Raw genomic sequence first — 17,863 nt, 5'->3', positions numbered from 1 at the left:
GGCCGCCTTGGGGCGGCCCGGCGGCGGCCTTACGCGGATTTGCCTCACGATGAAAAAAACACTTGCCCGCTGGCTCGACAGCGACGTCGGCTACAGCTTTCGCACTTCGCCCGTGGCAATGGTGGCAGCGCTCATCGCGCTGGCCTGCCTGTTCTGCGCGGTCTTTGCCGGATGGGTCTCGCCGCACAACCCCTTCGACCTTGCGACGCTCGAACTCGGCGACGCGCGCCTGCCGCCCGCATGGAGCGCCGAAGGCTCTTCCAAGTACCTGCTGGGTACCGACGACCAGGGCCGCGACATCCTCTCGGCCGTGATCTACGGCGCGCGCATCTCGCTGATCGTCGGCATCGTATCGGTGGCGCTGTCGATCACGGTGGGCGTGGTGCTCGGCCTGCTGGCGGGCTTCCTCGGCGGCTGGCTCGATTCGTTCCTCATGCGCCTGTGCGACGTGATGCTGTCGTTTCCGCCCATCCTGGTGGCGCTGCTGATTGCCGGCGTCGGCCGCGCGCTGTTCCCCAATGCGCATGAGTCGCTGGCCTTCGGCGTGCTCATCATTTCCATCTCGCTGACCGGCTGGGTGCAGTACGCACGCACGGTGCGCGGCTCCACGCTGGTGGAGCGCAACAAGGAATACGTGCAGGCCGCCCGCGTGACCGGCGTGGCGCCGCTGCGCATCATGTTGCGCCACGTGCTGCCCAACGTGATGGGGCCGGTGATGGTGCTGGCCACCATCCAGGTGGCGACGGCCATCATCACCGAGGCGACCCTGTCGTTCCTCGGCGTCGGCGTGCCGCCGACCTCTCCTTCGCTGGGCACGCTGATCAGCATCGGCAACCAGTACCTGTTCTCGGGCGAGTGGTGGATCACCGTGTTCCCGGGCCTGATGCTGGTGCTCATCGCGCTCAGCGTGAACCTGCTGGGCGACTGGCTGCGGGACGCGCTGAACCCGCGGCTGCGCTGATGGAAAAAAGGACAACGCCACCATGACGCTGCTCCAGGTCAAGAACCTTGTCGTCGAGTTTCCGCACCGCCGCGGCACGCTGCGCGCGCTCGACGGAATTTCATTCGACATCGCGCCCGGTGAAATCCTCGGCGTGGTGGGCGAGTCGGGCGCCGGCAAGTCGCTCACGGGCGCGGCCATCATCGGGCTGCTCGAGCCCCCGGGCCGCGTGGCCAGCGGGGAGATCGTGCTCGAAGGCCAGCGCATCGACAACCTCGGCTTCGATGCGATGCGGCCGATCCGCGGCCGCAAGATCGGCGCGATCTTCCAGGACCCGCTGACCTCGCTGAACCCGCTCTACACCGTCGGCCGGCAGCTGGTGGAAACCATCCGCGCCCACCTGCCGGTGACCGAGGCCGAGGCGCGGCGCCGCGCCATCGGCCTGCTGCAGGACACCGGCATTCCGGCCGCCGAGCAGCGCATCGACCACTTCCCGCACCAGTTCTCGGGCGGCATGCGGCAGCGCGTGGTGATTGCCCTGGCGCTGGCGGCCGAGCCCAAGCTCATCGTGGCCGACGAGCCGACCACGGCACTCGACGTGTCGATCCAGGCGCAGATCATCCAGCTGCTCAAGCGCATCTGCAAGGACCGCGGCGCTGCCGTGATGCTGATCACGCACGACATGGGCGTGATCGCCGAAACCTGCGACCGCGTGGCCGTGATGTACGCGGGCCGCATTGCGGAGATCGGCCCGGTGCACGAAGTGATCCACCAGCCGGCGCATCCCTACACCTCGGGCCTGATGGCCTCGATTCCCGACATGACGAGCGACCGCGAACGGCTCAACCAGATCGATGGCGCCATGCCGCGGCTCAATGCCATCCCGCAGGGCTGCGCCTACAACCCGCGCTGCCCGCGCACCTTTGCGCGCTGCCTGGCCGAGCGGCCCGAGCTCATGCATGCGGGCGCCACGCGCGCCGCATGCTGGCTGCACGATGCCACCGATCCGCACAAGGGCCAAGCCGAGCTGGCGGCCCGGCACCACGACGCGCAGCTGGCCGGCGAGCGCGCCGTGCCCGATGCGGCCGCACCGCTTGCGGAGGTGACCCGATGAGCGCCGCACCGCTCGTGGTGGCGCACGACCTCGCCCGCACCTTCGATGTCTCGCCGCCGTGGCTCAACCGCGTGCTCGAACGCAAGCCGCGCGTGCTGCTGCATGCGGTGGACGGCGTGAGCTTTTCAATCGAGCGCGGCAAGACGCTGGCGCTGGTCGGCGAATCGGGCTGCGGCAAGAGCACCGTGGCGCGGCTGCTGGTGGGCCTTTACGCCCCCACGCGCGGCGGCCTGCAGTTCGACGGGCAGGACGCGCATGCCGCGTTCAAGACGCCCGAAGGTCGCAAGCTGCGCCGGCGCATCCAGATGATCTTCCAGGACCCGTATGCGAGCCTGAACCCACGCTGGATCGTGGAAGACATCGTCGGCGAGCCGCTGCGCGAGCACGGCATTCTCAGCGACAAGGCCGAGCTGCGCGAGCGCGTGGGCCAGCTGCTCAAGTCGGTCGGCCTCTCGCCGCTGGACATGAGCAAGTATCCGCACCAGTTCTCGGGCGGCCAGCGCCAGCGCATCTCCATTGCGCGCGCGCTCGCCACCGAGCCCGAGTTCCTGGTGTGCGACGAACCCACCTCGGCGCTCGACGTCAGCGTGCAGGCGCAGGTGCTCAACATCATGAAGGACCTGCAGCGCCAGCAGGGGCTGACCTATCTCTTCATCTCGCACAACCTCGCGGTGGTGCGGCACGTGGCCGACCAAGTCGGCGTGATGTACCTGGGCCGGCTGGTCGAGGTGGCCGACAAGCAGAAACTCTTCGCCGAGCCGCAGCATCCGTACACGCGCATGCTGCTCGACGCGATTCCGCAGATGAAGCACACCGGCCGCGCGCGCACGCCGGTGCAGGGCGAAGTGCCGAACCCGCTGAATCCGCCGACCGGCTGCGCGTTTCATCCGCGCTGCCCGCACGCGAATGCGCGGTGCTCGGCCGAGCGGCCGAAGCTGCTGAACATCAGGGGCGTGCAGGTGGCCTGCCACGCGGCGGAGGAAGGCCGGATCTAGCCCGAGGAGGTGTGCGTAAACGCACCGACAAGCACGGCAAAGCGGCGCAGAGTGCGGCCATGACGATGAAGCAGAACACAGGCACCGGCGGCAGCCCGGCGATCCCGTCGGCGCTGGGCCGACGCGAATTTCTCATCGGTTCCGCGCTAGCGGCCACTGCAACGCTGGCTTCGCTTTGTTCGCTGTCGCACGCCGCCACCGGGGCGCCGTCGCAGCGGATGCCGGTCATCTTCATCGGCCACGGCTCGCCCATGAATGCGCTGGCCGACAACGCCTTCACGCGCCGACTGGCCGCCTGGGGCAGGGAGCTTCCGCGGCCCTCGGCCATCCTGAGCGTTTCGGCCCATTGGTTGAGCCGCGGCGCCACAGGCGTCGGAATGCAGGAGCGGCCAAAGACCATCCACGACTTCGGCGGCTTTCCGCAGGCGCTCTTCGACATCGAATACCCGGCGCCCGGCCACCCCGCGCTCGCGCGCGAAGCCGTCGGCGCGGTGAAGCAGGCCGCGGTGGTCGGCACCCAGCAGTGGGGCCTGGACCACGGGACGTGGACGGTGCTGAAGCACCTCTACCCGAAGGCCGACATTCCGGTCTTCCAGCTCAGCATCGACTACGACCAGCCGGCCGCCTTCCACTACGCGGTCGGACGCGACCTGGCGGCACTGCGCGAAAAGGGCGTGCTCGTGATGGGAAGCGGCAACGTGGTGCACAACCTGCGGGCCACCGACCGCGGCACGGCCGATGGGCCCGCGGCCAGCCGGCCGTGGGCGCAATCGTTCGACGACGCGGTGAAGGCCGCGCTCGCGGGGCGGGACGACCGCGCGCTGGTCGGCTATGAAAAGCTGGCGGGCGCGTCGACCGCGGTCGCCACGCCGGACCACTACTTTCCGTTTCTCTACGCGCTCGGTGCCGCGGGGACGAGCGAGCGTGCAAAAACGGTCTACGAGGGATTCCAGTCGGGCACGTTGAGCATGCGCTGCGTGCAGTTCGGCTGAACGCGCAGGCCTACTGTTCCTCGCTCCACGCGAACCCGTCGCGCGCAATCATCGCGCTCGAGGCGCTCGGGCCCCAGGTGCCCGCGGCGTAGGGGCGCGGCCCGCCGTCCGATGCCCAGCTGTCGATCAGCGGCTCGACCCAGCGCCATGCCTCTTCCTGCTCGTCGCTGCGCACGAACAGGTTCAGGCGGCCGTCGATCACGTCGAGCAGCAGCCGCTCATAGGCACCCACGCGCTCGGCGCCGAAGCGCTTGTCGAAGTCGAGGTCGAGCTGGACGGGCGCGAGCTGTGCGGCACTGTGGTGGCCGTTGCTGCTGCGGCGGTTGTCCTGCGCCTGCGCGAGCATGTGCAGTTCCAGGCCGTCCCGGGGCTGGAGGTTGATCACCAGCTTGTTGACCGCTCCGGCGGGCGCGCGGTAGATCGCATGCGGCGTGGGCCTGAAGTTGACCTCGATGCGCGCGTCGCGCGAGGCCAGCCGCTTGCCGGTGCGGATGTACAGCGGCACGCCGGCCCAGCGCCAGTTGGCGATCTCGGTGCGCAGCGCCACGAAGGTCTCGGTGCGGCTGTCGGGGTCGACGCCCGGCTCGTCCTTGTAGCCCGGCACGCGTTCGCCGTAGGCCGTGCCGGCCGTGTACTGGCCGCGAATGGCATGCAGCCCCAGCGTCTCGGGCGTCCAGGGCTTGAGTGCGCGCAGCACCTTGAGCTTCTCGTCGCGGATGGCGTCGGCATGCGAGTTGATCGGCGGCTCCATGCCGATGGCGCAGACCAGCTGCAGCGCATGGTTCTGCACCATGTCGCGCAGCGCGCCGGTCTGGTCGTAGAAGGCGCCGCGCTTTTCGACGCCCAGGTCTTCGGCGATGGTGATCTGGATGTTGGCAATGTGCTCGCGGCGCCAGATGGGCTCGAACAGCGCATTGCCGAAGCGCATGGCGAACAGGTTCTGCACCGAGGGCTTGCCCAGGTAGTGGTCGATGCGAAAGACCTGCTTCTCGTCGAGCACCTTGCAGACCGCGGCATTGATCGCGCGGTTGGATGCCAGGTCGTGGCCCAGCGGCTTTTCCAGCACCACCCGGGTCGACGGGCCATTGAGGCCGGCCGCGGCAATCTGCTCGACCACCTGGGTGAAGAGCGCGGGTGCCGTGGCCACGTACATCACCACGGTGTCGGCGTTGCGCTGCTTGAGCAGGTCCGAAAGCCGCGCGTAGTCGGCCGGCTTGGACAGGTCCATGCGCAGGTAGTGCAGCAGCGAGGCGAACTTCTCGAACTCCTCGGCCGAAGGGCGCTTGGCGCCTTCGACGGCATTGAAGCGCGACTGGATCAGCTCGCGGTACTGGTCGTCCGAGAGGTCGTCGCGCGCCACGCCGACGATGCGTCCGTCTTTCGGGAGGCTGCCGTGCCTGAAGGCCTGGAACAGCGCGGGCATCAGCTTGCGCCATGCGAGATCGCCAGTGCCGCCGAACAGAACGAGATCGAAGCTCATGAGTCGAATTTCCTTTGGTCTTGGTGCCGAGTGGGCTCTCCGGTTCAACCGAATGGTACTTGTACCAATTCATGAAACCTGTACGAAAGCTACGCTCAACCCCGGCCGGGAGGCCTATTTTTGTTTTGGAGGCGGGGTTTTCACATGAAGAAGCTTTTTACTGCAGCGGCCTTGCTGGGTTTGTCGGCCGCCGCGTCGGCGCAGGGCACGGTCAACGTGATCTGCTCGGTCCAGGCCGAATGGTGCAACGTGATTGCCACCGTGTATGCGCGCACCACCGGTACCCGCATCAACATGTCGCTCAAGGGCTCGGGCGAGGCGCTGGCCCAGCTCATCGCCGAGAAGGACAACCCCAAGACCGACATCTGGTTCGGCGGCACCGGAGACCCGCACCTGCAGGCGGCCGAACAGGGCCTGACGCTCGAATACAAGTCGCCCACGCTGGCGCAGCTGCACCCCTGGGCCCAGCAGCAGGCGAAGCAGTCGGGCTACAGGACGGTAGGCATCTATTCCGGCCCGCTGGGCTTCGGCTACAACCCCGAGCTGCTTGCCAAGAAGAAGCTGCCGGTGCCCAGGACCTGGACCGACTTGCTCAAGCCCGAATACAAGGGCGACATCCAGGTGGCCAACCCGGCGTCCAGCGGCACGGCCTACACCATGATCGCCACGCTGGTGCAGCTGATGGGCGAGGACAAGGCCTTCGACTACCTGAAGGCGCTGCACAGGAACGTGGGCCAGTACACCCGCTCGGGCACTGGCCCCATCAAGGCGGTGGCGCGCGGCGAAACGGCTGTGTCGATCAGCTTCGTGCACGACGGCCCGGGCGAGAAGATGCAGGGCTTCCCGGTCGAGACCATCACGCCGAGCGACGGCACCGGCGCCGAGATCGGCTCCATGAGCATCATCAAGGGTGCCCGCAATCTGGAGGCCGCGAAGAAGTTCTACGAATGGGCGCTCACGCCCGGTGCGCAGGAACTCGGTGCCGCCAACAAGCAGTTCCAGCTGCCGAGCAACGCGAATGCCAAGCTCGACCCGCGCATTCCCGACTTCAAGAAGATCAGGTTCATCAACTACGACTACGCGAAGTACGGCGCCAGCGCCGAGCGCCGGCGCCTGATTGCGCGCTGGGAAAAAGACGTCAATTCGCTGCCGCGCTAGGTGCAAGCCCCTTCCATCGGCGGCGCGCCGATCAACCCGGCGTCGGTGGCCGCCGCCCGGCGGGCGCAGCGCTGGATTTGGGCCTGGGTGGCGCTGGGCCTTGCGGCCTACCTGCTGCTGCCCTGGTACGCGATCCAGGACGCCACCTGGTACGAAGCCATTCCGCAGGTCTTCGGCCAGGCCGAGGGCGCCAACGGCCTGATGCAGGCGGCCACGCAGGGGCGCGGCTGGCTCTTCATCGGGCTTGCCGGCCTGGCAATGTGCGCCGTGGGGGCCTGGCTGCCGGCCGGCCGCGCGCAGGGGCGCTGGCTGCTGGCGGGCGGCGCCATCGGTGCCTTCGGCCTTGCCATCGCCGGCTTCGCCATCGGCGCGCGCGGCTGGAGCTTTGCGGCGCTCAACGCGCAGTTCGGCGAACTCGCGGTCAACCAGTTCGGCATCGGCGCGGGCGGCTTCGTGGCGCTCGCGGCGCTCACAATGCTGGCGGCCTTCGGCATTGCGCGGCTCGGGCTTTTCAAGGGCGACCTGTTCGTGGCGGCCGCAGTCATCGGCTGCGGGGTGCTGATGGCGCTGTTCATCGCCTATCCGGTGAACAAGGCGCTCGCAGGAGCGTTCCTCGACGAAGACGGCCGCTGGTCGATTGCGGCCTTTGCCGCGCGCGTGTTTGCCGAGCGCATCTGGGGCGTGGGCTGCCTGGCGGGCGGCGTGCGCTGCGGCGTGGCCTGGAACACGCTCGTGCTGGCGCTGCTGACGGCCGCCGGCACCACCTTCCTCGGCACCCTGATGGCGCTGATGGCCGAGCGCGGCAGCAAGCGCGGCCAGGGCGCGCTGCGGGTGCTGGCGCTGCTGCCGATCATCACGCCGCCCTTCGTGGTGGGGCTGGGGCTGATCCTGCTGTTCGGCCGCGCGGGCATCGTCAACCAGCTGCTCGAGAGCGTGTTCGGCATCGAGCCGACGCGCTGGTTTTACGGCATGCCGGGCGTGCTGGTGGCGCAGCTGTTCGCCTTCACGCCCATTGCCTTCATGATCATGCGCGGGGTGGTGCAGGGCATTGCGCCCAGCCTCGAAGAGGCGGCGCAGATGCTGCGCGCCGACCGCCGCCGCACCTTCTTCACCATCACGCTGCCGCTTTTGAAGCCCGGGCTGGCCAATGCCTTCCTGGTCGGCTTCATCGAGAGCATTGCGGACTTCGGCAACCCGGTGGTGGTGGGCGGGCAGTTCTCGGTGCTGTCGACCGACATCTTCTTTGCCATCGTCGGCGCGCAGTACGACCAGGGCCGCGCGGCCTCGCTGGCGTGGGTGCTGACGATCTTCGCGCTTGGCGTGTTCGCGCTGCAGCGCGGGGTGCTCGGCAGGCAGAACTACACCACCGTGAGCGGCAAGGGCGACGCGGGCATTGCGATGGCGCTGCCCGACGGCGTGCGGCGCACCATCCAGTGCATCGCGCTGCCGTGGATCGCGTTCACCGCGGTGGTCTACCTGTTCGCCTTTGCCGGCGGCTTCGTGCAGACCTGGGGGCGCGACTACAGCTTCACGCTCGATCACTTCAAGAATGCGTTTGCGCTCGAATGGGGCCAGTTCGGCCTGGTGTGGGCCGGCACCGCGTGGAATTCGCTGCTCACCACGCTCAAGCTCGCGGGCATCTCCGCGCCCATCACGGCTGCGCTGGGCCTGCTGATTGCCTGGCTGCTCGCGCGCAACGAGTTCAAGGGGCAGGGCGTCTTCGAGTTCGGCGCGCTGCTGGCCTTTGCCATTCCGGGCACCGTGCTGGGCGTGAGCTACATCCTGGCCTTCAACGTGCCGCCGTTCGAACTCACGGGCACCGGGCTGATCATCGTGCTGTGCTTCATGTTCCGGAACCTGCCGGTGGGCGTGCGGGCCGGCACGGCGGCCTTCAAGCAGCTGGACCGGTCGCTGGACGAAGCCTCGCTGATGCTGCGCGCCTCCACCGCCCAGACGCTCTTCAAGGTGGTGCTGCCGTTGCTGAAACCCGCGCTGGTGGCCGCGCTGGTCTACAGCTTCGTGCGCGCCATGACGACGGTGAGCGCAGTGATCTTCCTGGTCACGGCCGAGAACGAACTGGCCACCACCTACATCATCGGCCGCGTGGGCAACGGCGACTACGGCATCGCGCTGGCCTACTGCACGGTGCTGATGGTGCTGATGTCGCTGGCGATTGCGCTGGTGCAGGTCGTGGTAGGAGAGCGTCGGCTGGGGCGGCGCGGGGCCACGCCGCCGCACCAGGGGCATCACAAGATGGAAAACCTGGCGGCATGAGCCGCGCGGAGATCATGGAATGAACGGCATCGAATTGCGCAACGTCACCAAGCGCTACGGCATCGACAGGAACGCGCCGCTGGCGGTCAAGGGCATCAGCTTCGAGGTGCCGGCCGGAACGCTCACCACCATCCTCGGGCCTTCGGGCTGCGGCAAGACGACCACGCTGCGCATGATCGCGGGGCTCGAATCGGCCAGCTCGGGCTCGATCTTCATGGGTGGCCGCGACGTGACCACGCTGGGTCCGGCCGAGCGCAACGTGAGCATGATGTTCCAGAGCTACGCGCTGTTCCCGCACATGAACGTGATCGAGAACGTGGGCTATGGCCTGCGCATGAGCGGCGTGAAGAAGGACGAGGCCGCCCTGCGGGCGCGCGGCGCGCTCAAGGGCGTGGGGCTGGTCGGCTTCGACGAGCGGCTGCCCAGCGAACTCTCGGGCGGCCAGCAGCAGCGCGTGGCACTGGCGCGCGCGCTGGTGCTGGAGCCCGCGGTGCTGTTGTTCGACGAGCCGCTGTCCAACCTCGACGCCCGGCTGCGGCGCGAAATGCGCGAGGAGATCCGCGCCCTGCAGCAGCGCCTGAAGCTCACGGTGGCCTACGTCACGCACGACCAGAGCGAGGCCCTGGCCGTGAGCGACCAGATCATCGTGATGGACCACGGCGTGATCGCCCAGCGCGGCACGCCCGAGCAGCTCTATGCCCGGCCCGAGAGCGAGTTCGTCGCCGGCTTCATGGGCGAGGCGATGGTGTTCCCGGCGATGGCCGAGGCCGACGGCAGCGTCGCGCTCGGCCCGCTGCGCCTGCAGCCGCGCCATGCGGTGCCGCCCGGCACGGTGAAGGTGGCGGTGCGGCCCGAGGCCTGGGAAATTGGGGCGGGCGGCGCCAGCGAGGGCCTGCCGGCCACGCTGCGCAAGGCGGCCTACCTCGGCAGCTTCTACGAATACGGCTTCGACACGCCGCTGGGGCCGGTGTTCGTGGTGTCGACCGATCTGTCGAGGCCCCTGGCCGCGGGCGCCGAGGCCACGCTGTCGCTGGCGGCGCATGGCGTGAGCGTGGTGCCCGGCGCGTGAAACAATGGCGCCATGAACGTGGTTTTCGATCTTGGCGCCGTGCTGCTGGCATGGGAGCCCACCCGGCTGGTGCAGACCCATCTTCCCGAGCATGCCCCCACCGAGGCTGCCGCAGCGGCGCTGGGCCGGGCGCTTTTCCACCATGACGACTGGATGAGCTTCGACTGCGGCATGCGTTCGCTGGACGAGGCCATCGCGCGCATGGCCCGGCGGCTGTCGCTGCCGGCGGCCCGGCTCGACGACATGCTCGGCACGCTCGGAGAGCGCCTGGAGCCCATAGCCGTCACCGTGGAACTGCTGGAGGGCCTGTTCGCCCGGCGCGAGGCCGGCGAGGCCCTGCGCCTGTACTACCTGTCGAACATGCCGGCGCCTTACGCGCGCGCGGTCGAGCACCGGCACGGCTTCATGCGGCGCTTCGACGGGGGAGTGTTTTCAGGCGATGTGAAGTTCATCAAGCCGGAGCGCGAAATCTACGAACTGCTGGCGGTGCGCCATGCGCTCGATCCCGCCGAGACGGTGTTCATCGACGATTCGGCCGCCAATGTGGAGGCCGCGCGCGCCTTCGGCTGGCACGCCATCCACTGCACCCATCCCGCGGCGCTGGCGGCGCAGCTGGCGCGCCATCTGCCGGCTGTCCCGGTTGCCCCGTCTATCGGCCGGTGAGCACCACCTTGGACGTGTCGAACCCCAGGCTGGCGGCGTAGTCCAGCTCGGCCTGCAGCGCGTCGTCCTCCAGGCGCGGCGCACGCGAAAGCACCCAGAGGTATTCGCGGTCGGGCGTGCCGACCAGCGCGACCTGGTAGTCGCGGTCGAGCTTCAGGATCCAGTAGTCGCCCCAGGCCATCGGCAGCCAGCTCAGCCACGAGGGCGCAAAGCGCACTTCGAGCCGGCCCGCGCCGGGCTGGCCCGCCACCGGCACCACGCGGGCCGTTCCCACCGCCTCGTCGAAATTGCCATCGGGCCGCACGCAGCGGTTGAGCACCTGCATGGTGCCATCGGCCTGGAGCGTGTACTCGGCGCTCACGGGACCGGCGCACTGCTTCTGGAAGCGGTTGGGCAGGCGGGCCTGTTCGTGCCAGATGCCGGCATAGCGCTGCAGATCGACCGGCGCCACCACCTGCAGCGGCGCACGCATGAGCGGCGCGCCATCGGCCGGCCCGGGCAGCTGCGTACGCGCAGTGCGGCCCGCACCCATGGCGACCCAGGTGGCGACACCGCCCACCACGAAGGCCGCGGCCAGGGTGCCGATGGAACGGCTGGTGCGGCGGTCGTCGAATGGCGCGCGGCTGGCGGCGGCAGGCGCGGCGGAGCGATGGCGAAAAGGCATGGGCGTGGCACTCCTGTGGTCGAAAGCATCAATCGGAAACAGCCAGCCTAGTCCCCGACCAGGGCGGCGCGCCGTCAGCGGCGGACCACAGCCGCTGTAGGGCAGCGCGGCCGGACGGCTGCGTACAACCCTGTCGGCGGCAGGCTGATGCAGGGCGGTGAAAACCCGTGCTACGGTGCGCATGAAAACATCGGCCCCGGCGCAACAGCGTGCAGGACTTGTCATCACCCGCACTGGATAATCTTTCTCCATGAATCAACTCGATGCTCTCCGCCAATGGACCACCGTGGTCGCCGACACCGGCGACTTCAAGCAACTTGCCATTTCCAGGCCGCAGGACGCGACCACCAATCCCTCGCTCATCCTGAAGGCGGTGCAGAAGCCCGAGTACCGGCCGCTGCTCGACGAAGCCGTCAGCAAGCACGCGGGCAGGCCGCTCGACGAGGTCATCGACCGGCTGCTGGTGCGCTTCGGCACTGAAATCCTCTCGATCATTCCGGGCCGCGTGTCGACCGAAGTCGACGCCCGCCTTTCGTTCGACACGGCCGCCACCATTGCGCGCGGCGAGCGCATCGTGGCGCTCTACAGGGCCGAAGGCATCGACACCGAGAAGCGCCTGCTGATCAAGGTGGCCTCCACCTGGGAGGGCATCGAGGCGGCGCGCGCCCTGGAGCAGAAGGGCATCCGCACCAACCTCACGCTGCTGTTCTCGTTCGCGCAGGCCGTGGCCTGCGGTGCGGCCGGCGTGCAGCTCATCTCGCCCTTCGTGGGCCGCATCTACGACTGGTACAAGAAATCGGCCGGCGCCCAGTGGAACGAGGCCGCCAGCGCGGGTGCGAACGATCCGGGCGTCAAGTCGGTGCGCCAGATCTTCGAGTACTACAAGCAGCACGGCCTCAAGACCGAGGTGATGGGCGCGAGCTTCCGCAATGTGGGACAGATCCGGGCCCTGGCCGGCTGCGACCTGCTGACCATCAGCCCCGAGCTGCTGGCCGAGCTGGCCGCGAGCAACGAGCCGCTCGCGCATGCGCTCGATGCCTCCGCCGCGCCCACGGCCGACATGCAGAAGCTGAACTACGACGAGGCCGGCTTCCGCTTCGCGCTCAACGAAGACGCCATGGCCACCGAGAAGCTCGCCGAGGGCATCCGCGCCTTCGCGGCCGATGCCGTCAAGCTCGAAAAACTCATGCAGGAAAGCGGCAAGTAAGCATGGCCATGACCCTTCGCTGCGACCGCGCGCCCGCCTGGGCGCAACTGCAGGCCGCCTTCGAGACCGCGGGCCGCCAGTTCGACGCGCGCCATGCCTTTGTCGACGACGCCGGCCGTTTCGAACGCTTCAGCCAGGAGGCACCGTACCTGTTCGCCGACCTGTCGAAGAACCTGATCGATGCACGCACGGAAGAACTGCTCTTCGCGCTGGCCCGCGAGTGCGGCCTCGAGGCGCACCGCGACGCGATGTTCGCGGGCGAGCACATCAACAACACCGAAGACCGCGCCGTGCTGCACACGCTGCTGCGCGCCCCCGCCGATGCGAAGGTGGGCAAGACGGCCGACAAGTTGCGCGAGGTGCACGAAACGCTCGACGCGATGCTGGCCTATGCCGAGAAGGTACGCGCCGACCACACGATCACCGACGTGGTCAACATCGGCATCGGCGGCTCCGACCTCGGGCCGCAAATGGCGGTATTGGCACTGGCCGAGTTCGCCGCACCGGGCAAGCGCTTCCACTTCGTCTCCAACGTCGACGGCCACGAGCTGGCGGGCGTGCTGCGCGACCTGGCGCCGGAGCACACGCTGTTCCTCATTGCCTCCAAGACCTTCACCACGGCCGAGACCATGACCAACGCGCTCTCGGCCAGGCGCTGGTACGAGCAGTCGGGCGGCACCGACATTGCCGGGCACTTCGCCGCGCTCACCACCAACGTCGAGGCCGCGAAGCAATTCGGCATCGACACCACCTTCGGTTTCTGGGACTGGGTGGGCGGGCGCTATTCGCTGTGGTCGGCCATCGGATTGCCGATTGCGCTGGCCATCGGCGCCGACGGTTTCCGCCGGCTGCTGGCGGGCGCGCACGCGATGGACGAGCACTTCCGCAGCGCGCCGCTCGAGCAGAACCTGCCGGTACGGCTCGGCCTGCTCGACGTCTGGTACCGCAACTTCCACAAGTTCACGAGCCGCGGCATCGCGCCGTACCACAGCGCCCTGAAGCGCCTGCCGGCCTACCTGCAGCAGCTCGAGATGGAGAGCAACGGCAAGCAAGTCGATGCGAGCGGCGCGCCGCTGCCCGCCGGCCTGGGCACCTCGCCCGTGCTCTGGGGCGAGCCCGGCACCAACGGCCAGCATGCCTACTTCCAGATGCTGCACCAGGGCACCGACGTGATCCCGCTCGAATTCGTGGCGGTACGCGATGCGGCGCACGACCTCGACGGCCATCATCCCAAGCTGCTGGCCAATGCACTCGCGCAGGCGCAGGCGCTGATGGTCGGCAAGCTCGATGCCGGCGGCCACAAGAACTTCCCGGGCAACCGGCCGAGCACCTTCTTCGTGTTCGAGAAGCTCACGCCCGAGGCGCTGGGCGCCTTCCTCGCGCTGTACGAGCACCGCGTGTTCACCAGCGGCGCGCTGTGGGGCATCAACAGCTTCGACCAGTGGGGCGTGGAGCTCGGCAAGGTGCTCGCGAAGGACATCGAGCCGCGCCTTGCCTCGGGCGACATCATGGGGCTCGACGCCTCGACGGCCGGCCTCCTGAAACGCCTGGGCACGCAGGCCTGATCCGCTGAAAGGCCGGGGCAGCAGGCCCGGATAGGCCGAGATAGGCCGATCCATAGGCCATTTGTTTGCGAACTGATGGCCGAATTTGCCGTTGAATGATGCGTCGATATGATCGGCCCGGGGAATTTCCCTGGGATTCAATCAAGAGGAGTCGATCAATGGACTTTCAGACAGCGGTCAAGACCTGTTTCAGCAAATACGCCGATTTCAAGGGACGCGCATCGCGTTCGGAGTACTGGTGGTTCGTGCTGGCCGAGGTCGTCATTCTCATCGTGGCGAGCCTGATCCATGAGTATGTGTACGTCATCGCGGCGCTGGGCTTCCTGCTGCCCGTGCTGGCCGTGGGCGCGCGCCGCCTGCACGACATCGGCAAGAGCGGCTGGCTCCAGCTGTTGATGCTCATTCCGATCGTCAACCTGGTGCTGATCTATTTCTACGTGCAGCCCTCGCAGCCCGAAACCAACCCGCACGGCGCGCCCGCCGCCTGAGCCTCGCGTCAGGCTGCAATTTCCGCGCTGGAAAGCGCGCGTACCGGCCCATCGCTGGCCATGCGCACGCACAGGTCGAAGGCCTGCTGCAGTCCTTCGACCTGCGCGACGCCCTTGCCCGCGATGTCGAAGGCGCTGCCGCTGGCCGAGGTGGCCACCGGAACGGGCAGGCCGCCGTGCAGCGTCACACCCTGCTCGAAGCCCATGAGCTTCATCGCGATCTGGCCCTGGTCGTGGTACATCGATACCACCGCGTCCACATCACCGCGTCGCGCGCCGATGAACACCGTGTCGGGCGAGAACGGGCCGCGCGCATCGTAGCCCTCGGCGCGCAGCCGCTCGATGGCCGGCGCGATGATCTCGATCTCTTCCATGCCGATCGAGCCGCCGTCGCCCGCATGCGGGTTGAGCCCCGTCACCGCGATGCGCGGCTGCGCGACACCGGCGCGGCGCAGCGCCGATGCAATGATCTTCACCGCATCGCTCACGCCCTCCACCGTGATGTGGCTTGCCACCTCCTTCAGCGGAATGTGCGAGGTCACGCGCGAGGTCCACAGCGAGCCCGTGAGGTTGAACTCGCAGACGAAGCCCGTCACCGCGAAGCGCTCCTGCATGTAGCGCAGCTCGTCCTCGTGCACGAGGCCGCCCAGGCGCAGCGAATGCTTGTTGAGCGGCGCGAAGAGAATGCCCTCGGCCTGGCCGCGCTGCACGGCCGCGGTGGCCAGTTCCAGCGCCTCGAAGGACGCGCGGCCCGAGGCCTCGTTCGACTCGCCGAGCACGGGCTCCCGGCCCCCCATCCAGTCGTGCTGCAGCAGGGTGGGGCGGCCGTCCTCGAAACGCAGGTCGTCGAATCCGTCGATTCGCAGCGGGTCCAGCTTCATGCCCGCCGCGCGCTCGCCCGCGGCCAGCACCACCGGGTCGGCAATCAGCAGCACGCGCGCGGCGTCCAGGTTGCGCTGGCGCGCGAGCAGCTTCACGGCCATCTCGGGGCCGATGCCGCCGGGGTCGCCGAGCAGCACGGCGATGCGGGGCTTGGCGGAGATCGGGTTCGGGGTCTTCGATGGGGTGGGCATGAAGTCGGAAATGAAGTGGAGGAATGAAGTGAAGGAATGGAAGGGAGAAGGCCTCATTCGGCCTTGATGTTGGCGTCGCGCACGAGCTGGCCGTAGTGGTCGAACTCCTGCCTGTTCATCGCCGCGAAGGCTTCGCCGGTCAGCGTGCCGGGCTCGCCGCCCAGGGCCTTGATGCGCGTTTGCACGTCGGAAAGCTTCAGCGTGCGCACGAGCTCGGCGTTCAGCCGCTCGACCGCGGGCCGCGGCGTGCCGGCCGTCACGTAGAGGCCATACCAGGTGGACACATCGGCGCCCTTGATGCCCTGCTCGGCCAGCGTGGGCACGTCGGGCAGCTCGGGCGAGCGCTGCGGCGCGCTCACGGCCAGCGCGCGGAACTTGCCGGCCTTGATCTGGCCCATGGCGGAGGAGGTGCTGTCGAACATCATGTCGACCTCGCCGCCGATGATGTCGACGTGCGCCTGCGAACTGCCCTTGTAGGGCACGTGGATCGACTTCATGCCGGTGGCCAGGTTGAAGGCCTCGCCGCCCACGTGCTGCGTGCTGCCGATGCCGGAGGAGGCGTACTTGAAGCCGCCCGGCTTGGCGCCCATGGCCGCCACCAGCTCCTTCACCGATTTGTAGGGCGAGCTGGCCGAGACCACCAGCACGTTGGGCATCACCGCCACCAGGCCGATCGGCTGCAGGTCTTTCAGCGGGTCGTACTTGAGCTTGAGGATGTGGGGTGCCACCGCCTGCGCGGTGTTGGTGGCCAGCAGCAGCGTGCTGCCGTCGGCCGCGGCGCGCGCCGTGAGCTCGCCGGCAATGGTGTTGGAAGCGCCGGGCCGGTTCTCCACCGTCACGGGCTGCTTGAGCACCGGCGCGAACTTGTCGGCCAGCACGCGCGCCAGGATGTCGGTGCCGCCGCCGGGCGAGGCGCCGACCAGGATGCGCAACGGCTTGTCGGGGTAGGCCGGCTGCTGCGCACCGGCGGTGGCGGCCATCAGCGCCAGCGCAGCCGCGCCCGCCGCGCGGGCCAGAAAAGATTGTTTCATCGGTGTGTCTCCTGCTTGTTTGGCGCGAGCTTAGGGAGCTTCGTACGGCCGATCCAATCGAAAAAGCCCGAAACTCCATATACTTTTGTGCATGACTTCCGGTTCCGGCCTGACCGACACATCGCTGATGCTCCACGTGCGGCCGCGCCAGTTGCTCCTGCTGGCCCGGCTCGATGCCCACCGCCACCTGGGCCGCGCGGCGGAGGCCATGAACATCAGCCAGCCGGCCGCCACCAAGCTGCTGCAGCAGCTGGAGGATTCGCTCGGCGAAAGGCTTTTCGAGCGCCTTGCGCGCGGCATGGAGCCCACGCCCTACGGCGAGATCCTGATCCGCTACGCCCGCCGCGTGCTCAGCGACTTCGGCAGCGCCCGCGAGGAAATGCTCGCGCTGCGCTCGGGCCTCAGCGGTTCGCTGCGCGTGGGCAGCGTGCCGGGCGCCGTGCCCGAGCTGCTGGCGCCGGCGCTGGTCGAGTACCACCGCCGCCATCCGCAGGTGGCCGTGTCGGTGGTGGTCGAGACCAGCGACGTGATGCAGGCGCAGCTGGAGCAGGGCGATGTCGACCTGGTGCTGGGCCGGCTCACCGACAGCCACGACGAAGCGAAGTACGCGAGCGTGCCGCTGCTGGGCGAATCGCAGGTGGTCGTGGTGCGCGCCGCGCACCCGGTGTTCGAGCGCGCCACCGTCACGCTGGCCGAGATGGCGAACTGGTCCTGGGTGCTGCAGCCGCCGGGCTCGCCGCAGCGCGGGCGCTTCGAGGCGGCGATGCGCGAGGCGGGCATCCAGGCGCGGCTCGACATCATCGAAACGGCATCGCCCATCGCCATCACCGCCTTGCTGGAAAACTCCGACATGGCGGCCGTGATGCCGGCTTCGCAGGCCAGCCACTACGCCCGCCTTGGCGTGCTGCGCACGGTGCCGGTGGAGCTGCCGGTGCGCGTGCCGCCGATCTGCCTCGTCACCCGGCAGGACCGCGCGCTCTCACCGGCCGCGGCGCAGTTCCGGCGCCAGCTGCTGGGTGGCACCTGAAGCCTTTGGATTGAGCTTTTCCATGCTGTATTGCATCAACTAGGGAATCTCCTAGCCAACTGGTGCATGAAAGTACCAAGGCGAGCCGGCGAAGTACCAAACCCGCAAGCACGTTTCTCCAGA

The 17,863-nt window shown here is 68.4% G+C and carries 16 protein-coding genes; 12 read left to right on the top strand and 4 right to left on the bottom strand.

Annotated elements, in window-relative coordinates; genetic code table 11:
* The first annotated feature begins 49 nt into the window (after positions 1–49).
* The 4 genes from L1081_RS15140 to ygiD are packed head-to-tail and all read left to right on the top strand — an operon-like array spanning position 50 to position 4,041.
* Complete coding sequence (locus tag L1081_RS15140) at positions 50–961, top strand: ABC transporter permease subunit (RefSeq protein ID WP_489412916.1); 912 nt, start codon at positions 50–52, stop codon at positions 959–961.
* A gap of 22 nt (positions 962–983) precedes the next feature.
* Positions 984–2,054, top strand: coding sequence for an ABC transporter ATP-binding protein (locus L1081_RS15135; protein ID WP_489412915.1), 1,071 nt, complete (start codon positions 984–986; stop codon positions 2,052–2,054).
* A complete protein-coding gene (locus tag L1081_RS15130) occupies positions 2,051–3,049 on the top strand; it encodes a dipeptide ABC transporter ATP-binding protein (protein ID WP_489412914.1) in 999 nt (332 codons plus the stop codon). The genes L1081_RS15135 and L1081_RS15130 overlap by 4 nt, the downstream gene beginning before the upstream one ends.
* Before the next feature lie 59 nt (positions 3,050–3,108).
* The gene (gene ygiD, locus L1081_RS15125; protein ID WP_489412913.1) at positions 3,109–4,041 is read left to right on the top strand and encodes a 4,5-DOPA-extradiol-dioxygenase; all 933 of its coding nucleotides are present in this window, start codon (positions 3,109–3,111) and stop codon (positions 4,039–4,041) included.
* Between the two features lie 10 nt (positions 4,042–4,051).
* On the opposite strand, the gene zwf is transcribed toward ygiD, so the two are convergent.
* Positions 4,052–5,521, bottom strand: coding sequence for a glucose-6-phosphate dehydrogenase (gene zwf / locus L1081_RS15120; protein WP_489412912.1), 1,470 nt, complete (start codon positions 5,519–5,521; stop codon positions 4,052–4,054).
* Between the two features lie 144 nt (positions 5,522–5,665).
* On the opposite strand from zwf, the gene L1081_RS15115 reads away from it, so the two are divergent.
* The 4 genes from L1081_RS15115 to L1081_RS15100 are packed head-to-tail and all read left to right on the top strand — an operon-like array spanning position 5,666 to position 10,685.
* Positions 5,666–6,679, top strand: a complete 1,014-nt coding sequence (locus tag L1081_RS15115; RefSeq protein ID WP_489412911.1) for an extracellular solute-binding protein — start codon at positions 5,666–5,668, stop codon at positions 6,677–6,679.
* The gene (locus tag L1081_RS15110) at positions 6,680–8,953 is read left to right on the top strand and encodes an ABC transporter permease subunit (protein ID WP_489412910.1); all 2,274 of its coding nucleotides are present in this window, start codon (positions 6,680–6,682) and stop codon (positions 8,951–8,953) included.
* A 19-nt stretch (positions 8,954–8,972) separates the two neighbouring features.
* Positions 8,973–10,022: an ATP-binding cassette domain-containing protein gene (locus L1081_RS15105; protein ID WP_489412909.1), complete on the top strand. Its 1,050-nt coding sequence runs from the start codon at positions 8,973–8,975 to the stop codon at positions 10,020–10,022.
* Positions 10,023–10,034: 12 nt separating this feature from the next.
* Entirely contained in the window at positions 10,035–10,685 is a 651-nt protein-coding gene (locus L1081_RS15100; protein ID WP_489412908.1) for an HAD-IA family hydrolase, read from the top strand.
* On the opposite strand, the gene L1081_RS15095 is transcribed toward L1081_RS15100, so the two are convergent.
* Entirely contained in the window at positions 10,672–11,349 is a 678-nt protein-coding gene (locus tag L1081_RS15095) for a lipocalin family protein (protein WP_489412907.1), read from the bottom strand. The genes L1081_RS15100 and L1081_RS15095 overlap by 14 nt on opposite strands.
* A 250-nt stretch (positions 11,350–11,599) precedes the next feature.
* Between L1081_RS15095 and tal the strand changes: the two genes are divergently transcribed.
* From tal to L1081_RS15080, 3 genes are all read left to right on the top strand, one after another.
* Positions 11,600–12,556, top strand: coding sequence for a transaldolase (gene tal / locus L1081_RS15090; RefSeq protein WP_489412906.1), 957 nt, complete (start codon positions 11,600–11,602; stop codon positions 12,554–12,556).
* Positions 12,557–12,558: 2 nt separating this feature from the next.
* A complete protein-coding gene (pgi, locus tag L1081_RS15085) occupies positions 12,559–14,121 on the top strand; it encodes a glucose-6-phosphate isomerase (protein WP_489412905.1) in 1,563 nt (520 codons plus the stop codon).
* Between the two features lie 158 nt (positions 14,122–14,279).
* Positions 14,280–14,609: a DUF805 domain-containing protein gene (locus L1081_RS15080; protein WP_319430038.1), complete on the top strand. Its 330-nt coding sequence runs from the start codon at positions 14,280–14,282 to the stop codon at positions 14,607–14,609.
* Positions 14,610–14,617: 8 nt separating this feature from the next.
* Here L1081_RS15080 and L1081_RS15075 read toward each other — a convergent pair whose 3' ends face one another.
* A complete protein-coding gene (locus L1081_RS15075; RefSeq protein WP_489412904.1) occupies positions 14,618–15,682 on the bottom strand; it encodes a 4-hydroxythreonine-4-phosphate dehydrogenase PdxA in 1,065 nt (354 codons plus the stop codon).
* Between the two features lie 53 nt (positions 15,683–15,735).
* Positions 15,736–16,713 carry a tripartite tricarboxylate transporter substrate-binding protein gene (locus tag L1081_RS15070; RefSeq protein WP_489412903.1) on the bottom strand — a complete coding sequence of 326 codons (978 nt, stop codon included), beginning with the start codon at positions 16,711–16,713 and terminating at the stop codon, positions 15,736–15,738.
* Between the two features lie 91 nt (positions 16,714–16,804).
* Between L1081_RS15070 and L1081_RS15065 the strand changes: the two genes are divergently transcribed.
* The gene (locus L1081_RS15065) at positions 16,805–17,740 is read left to right on the top strand and encodes a LysR substrate-binding domain-containing protein (RefSeq protein WP_489412902.1); all 936 of its coding nucleotides are present in this window, start codon (positions 16,805–16,807) and stop codon (positions 17,738–17,740) included.
* Positions 17,741–17,863: the final 123 nt, after the last annotated feature.

Source organism: Variovorax sp. MSC1_012 (genome assembly GCF_023667525.1).
GTDB lineage: Bacteria > Pseudomonadota > Gammaproteobacteria > Burkholderiales > Burkholderiaceae_C > Variovorax > Variovorax beijingensis_B.
Note: the sequence above shows the minus strand (reverse complement) of the source record. Positions and strands in the feature narration are given on the sequence as shown.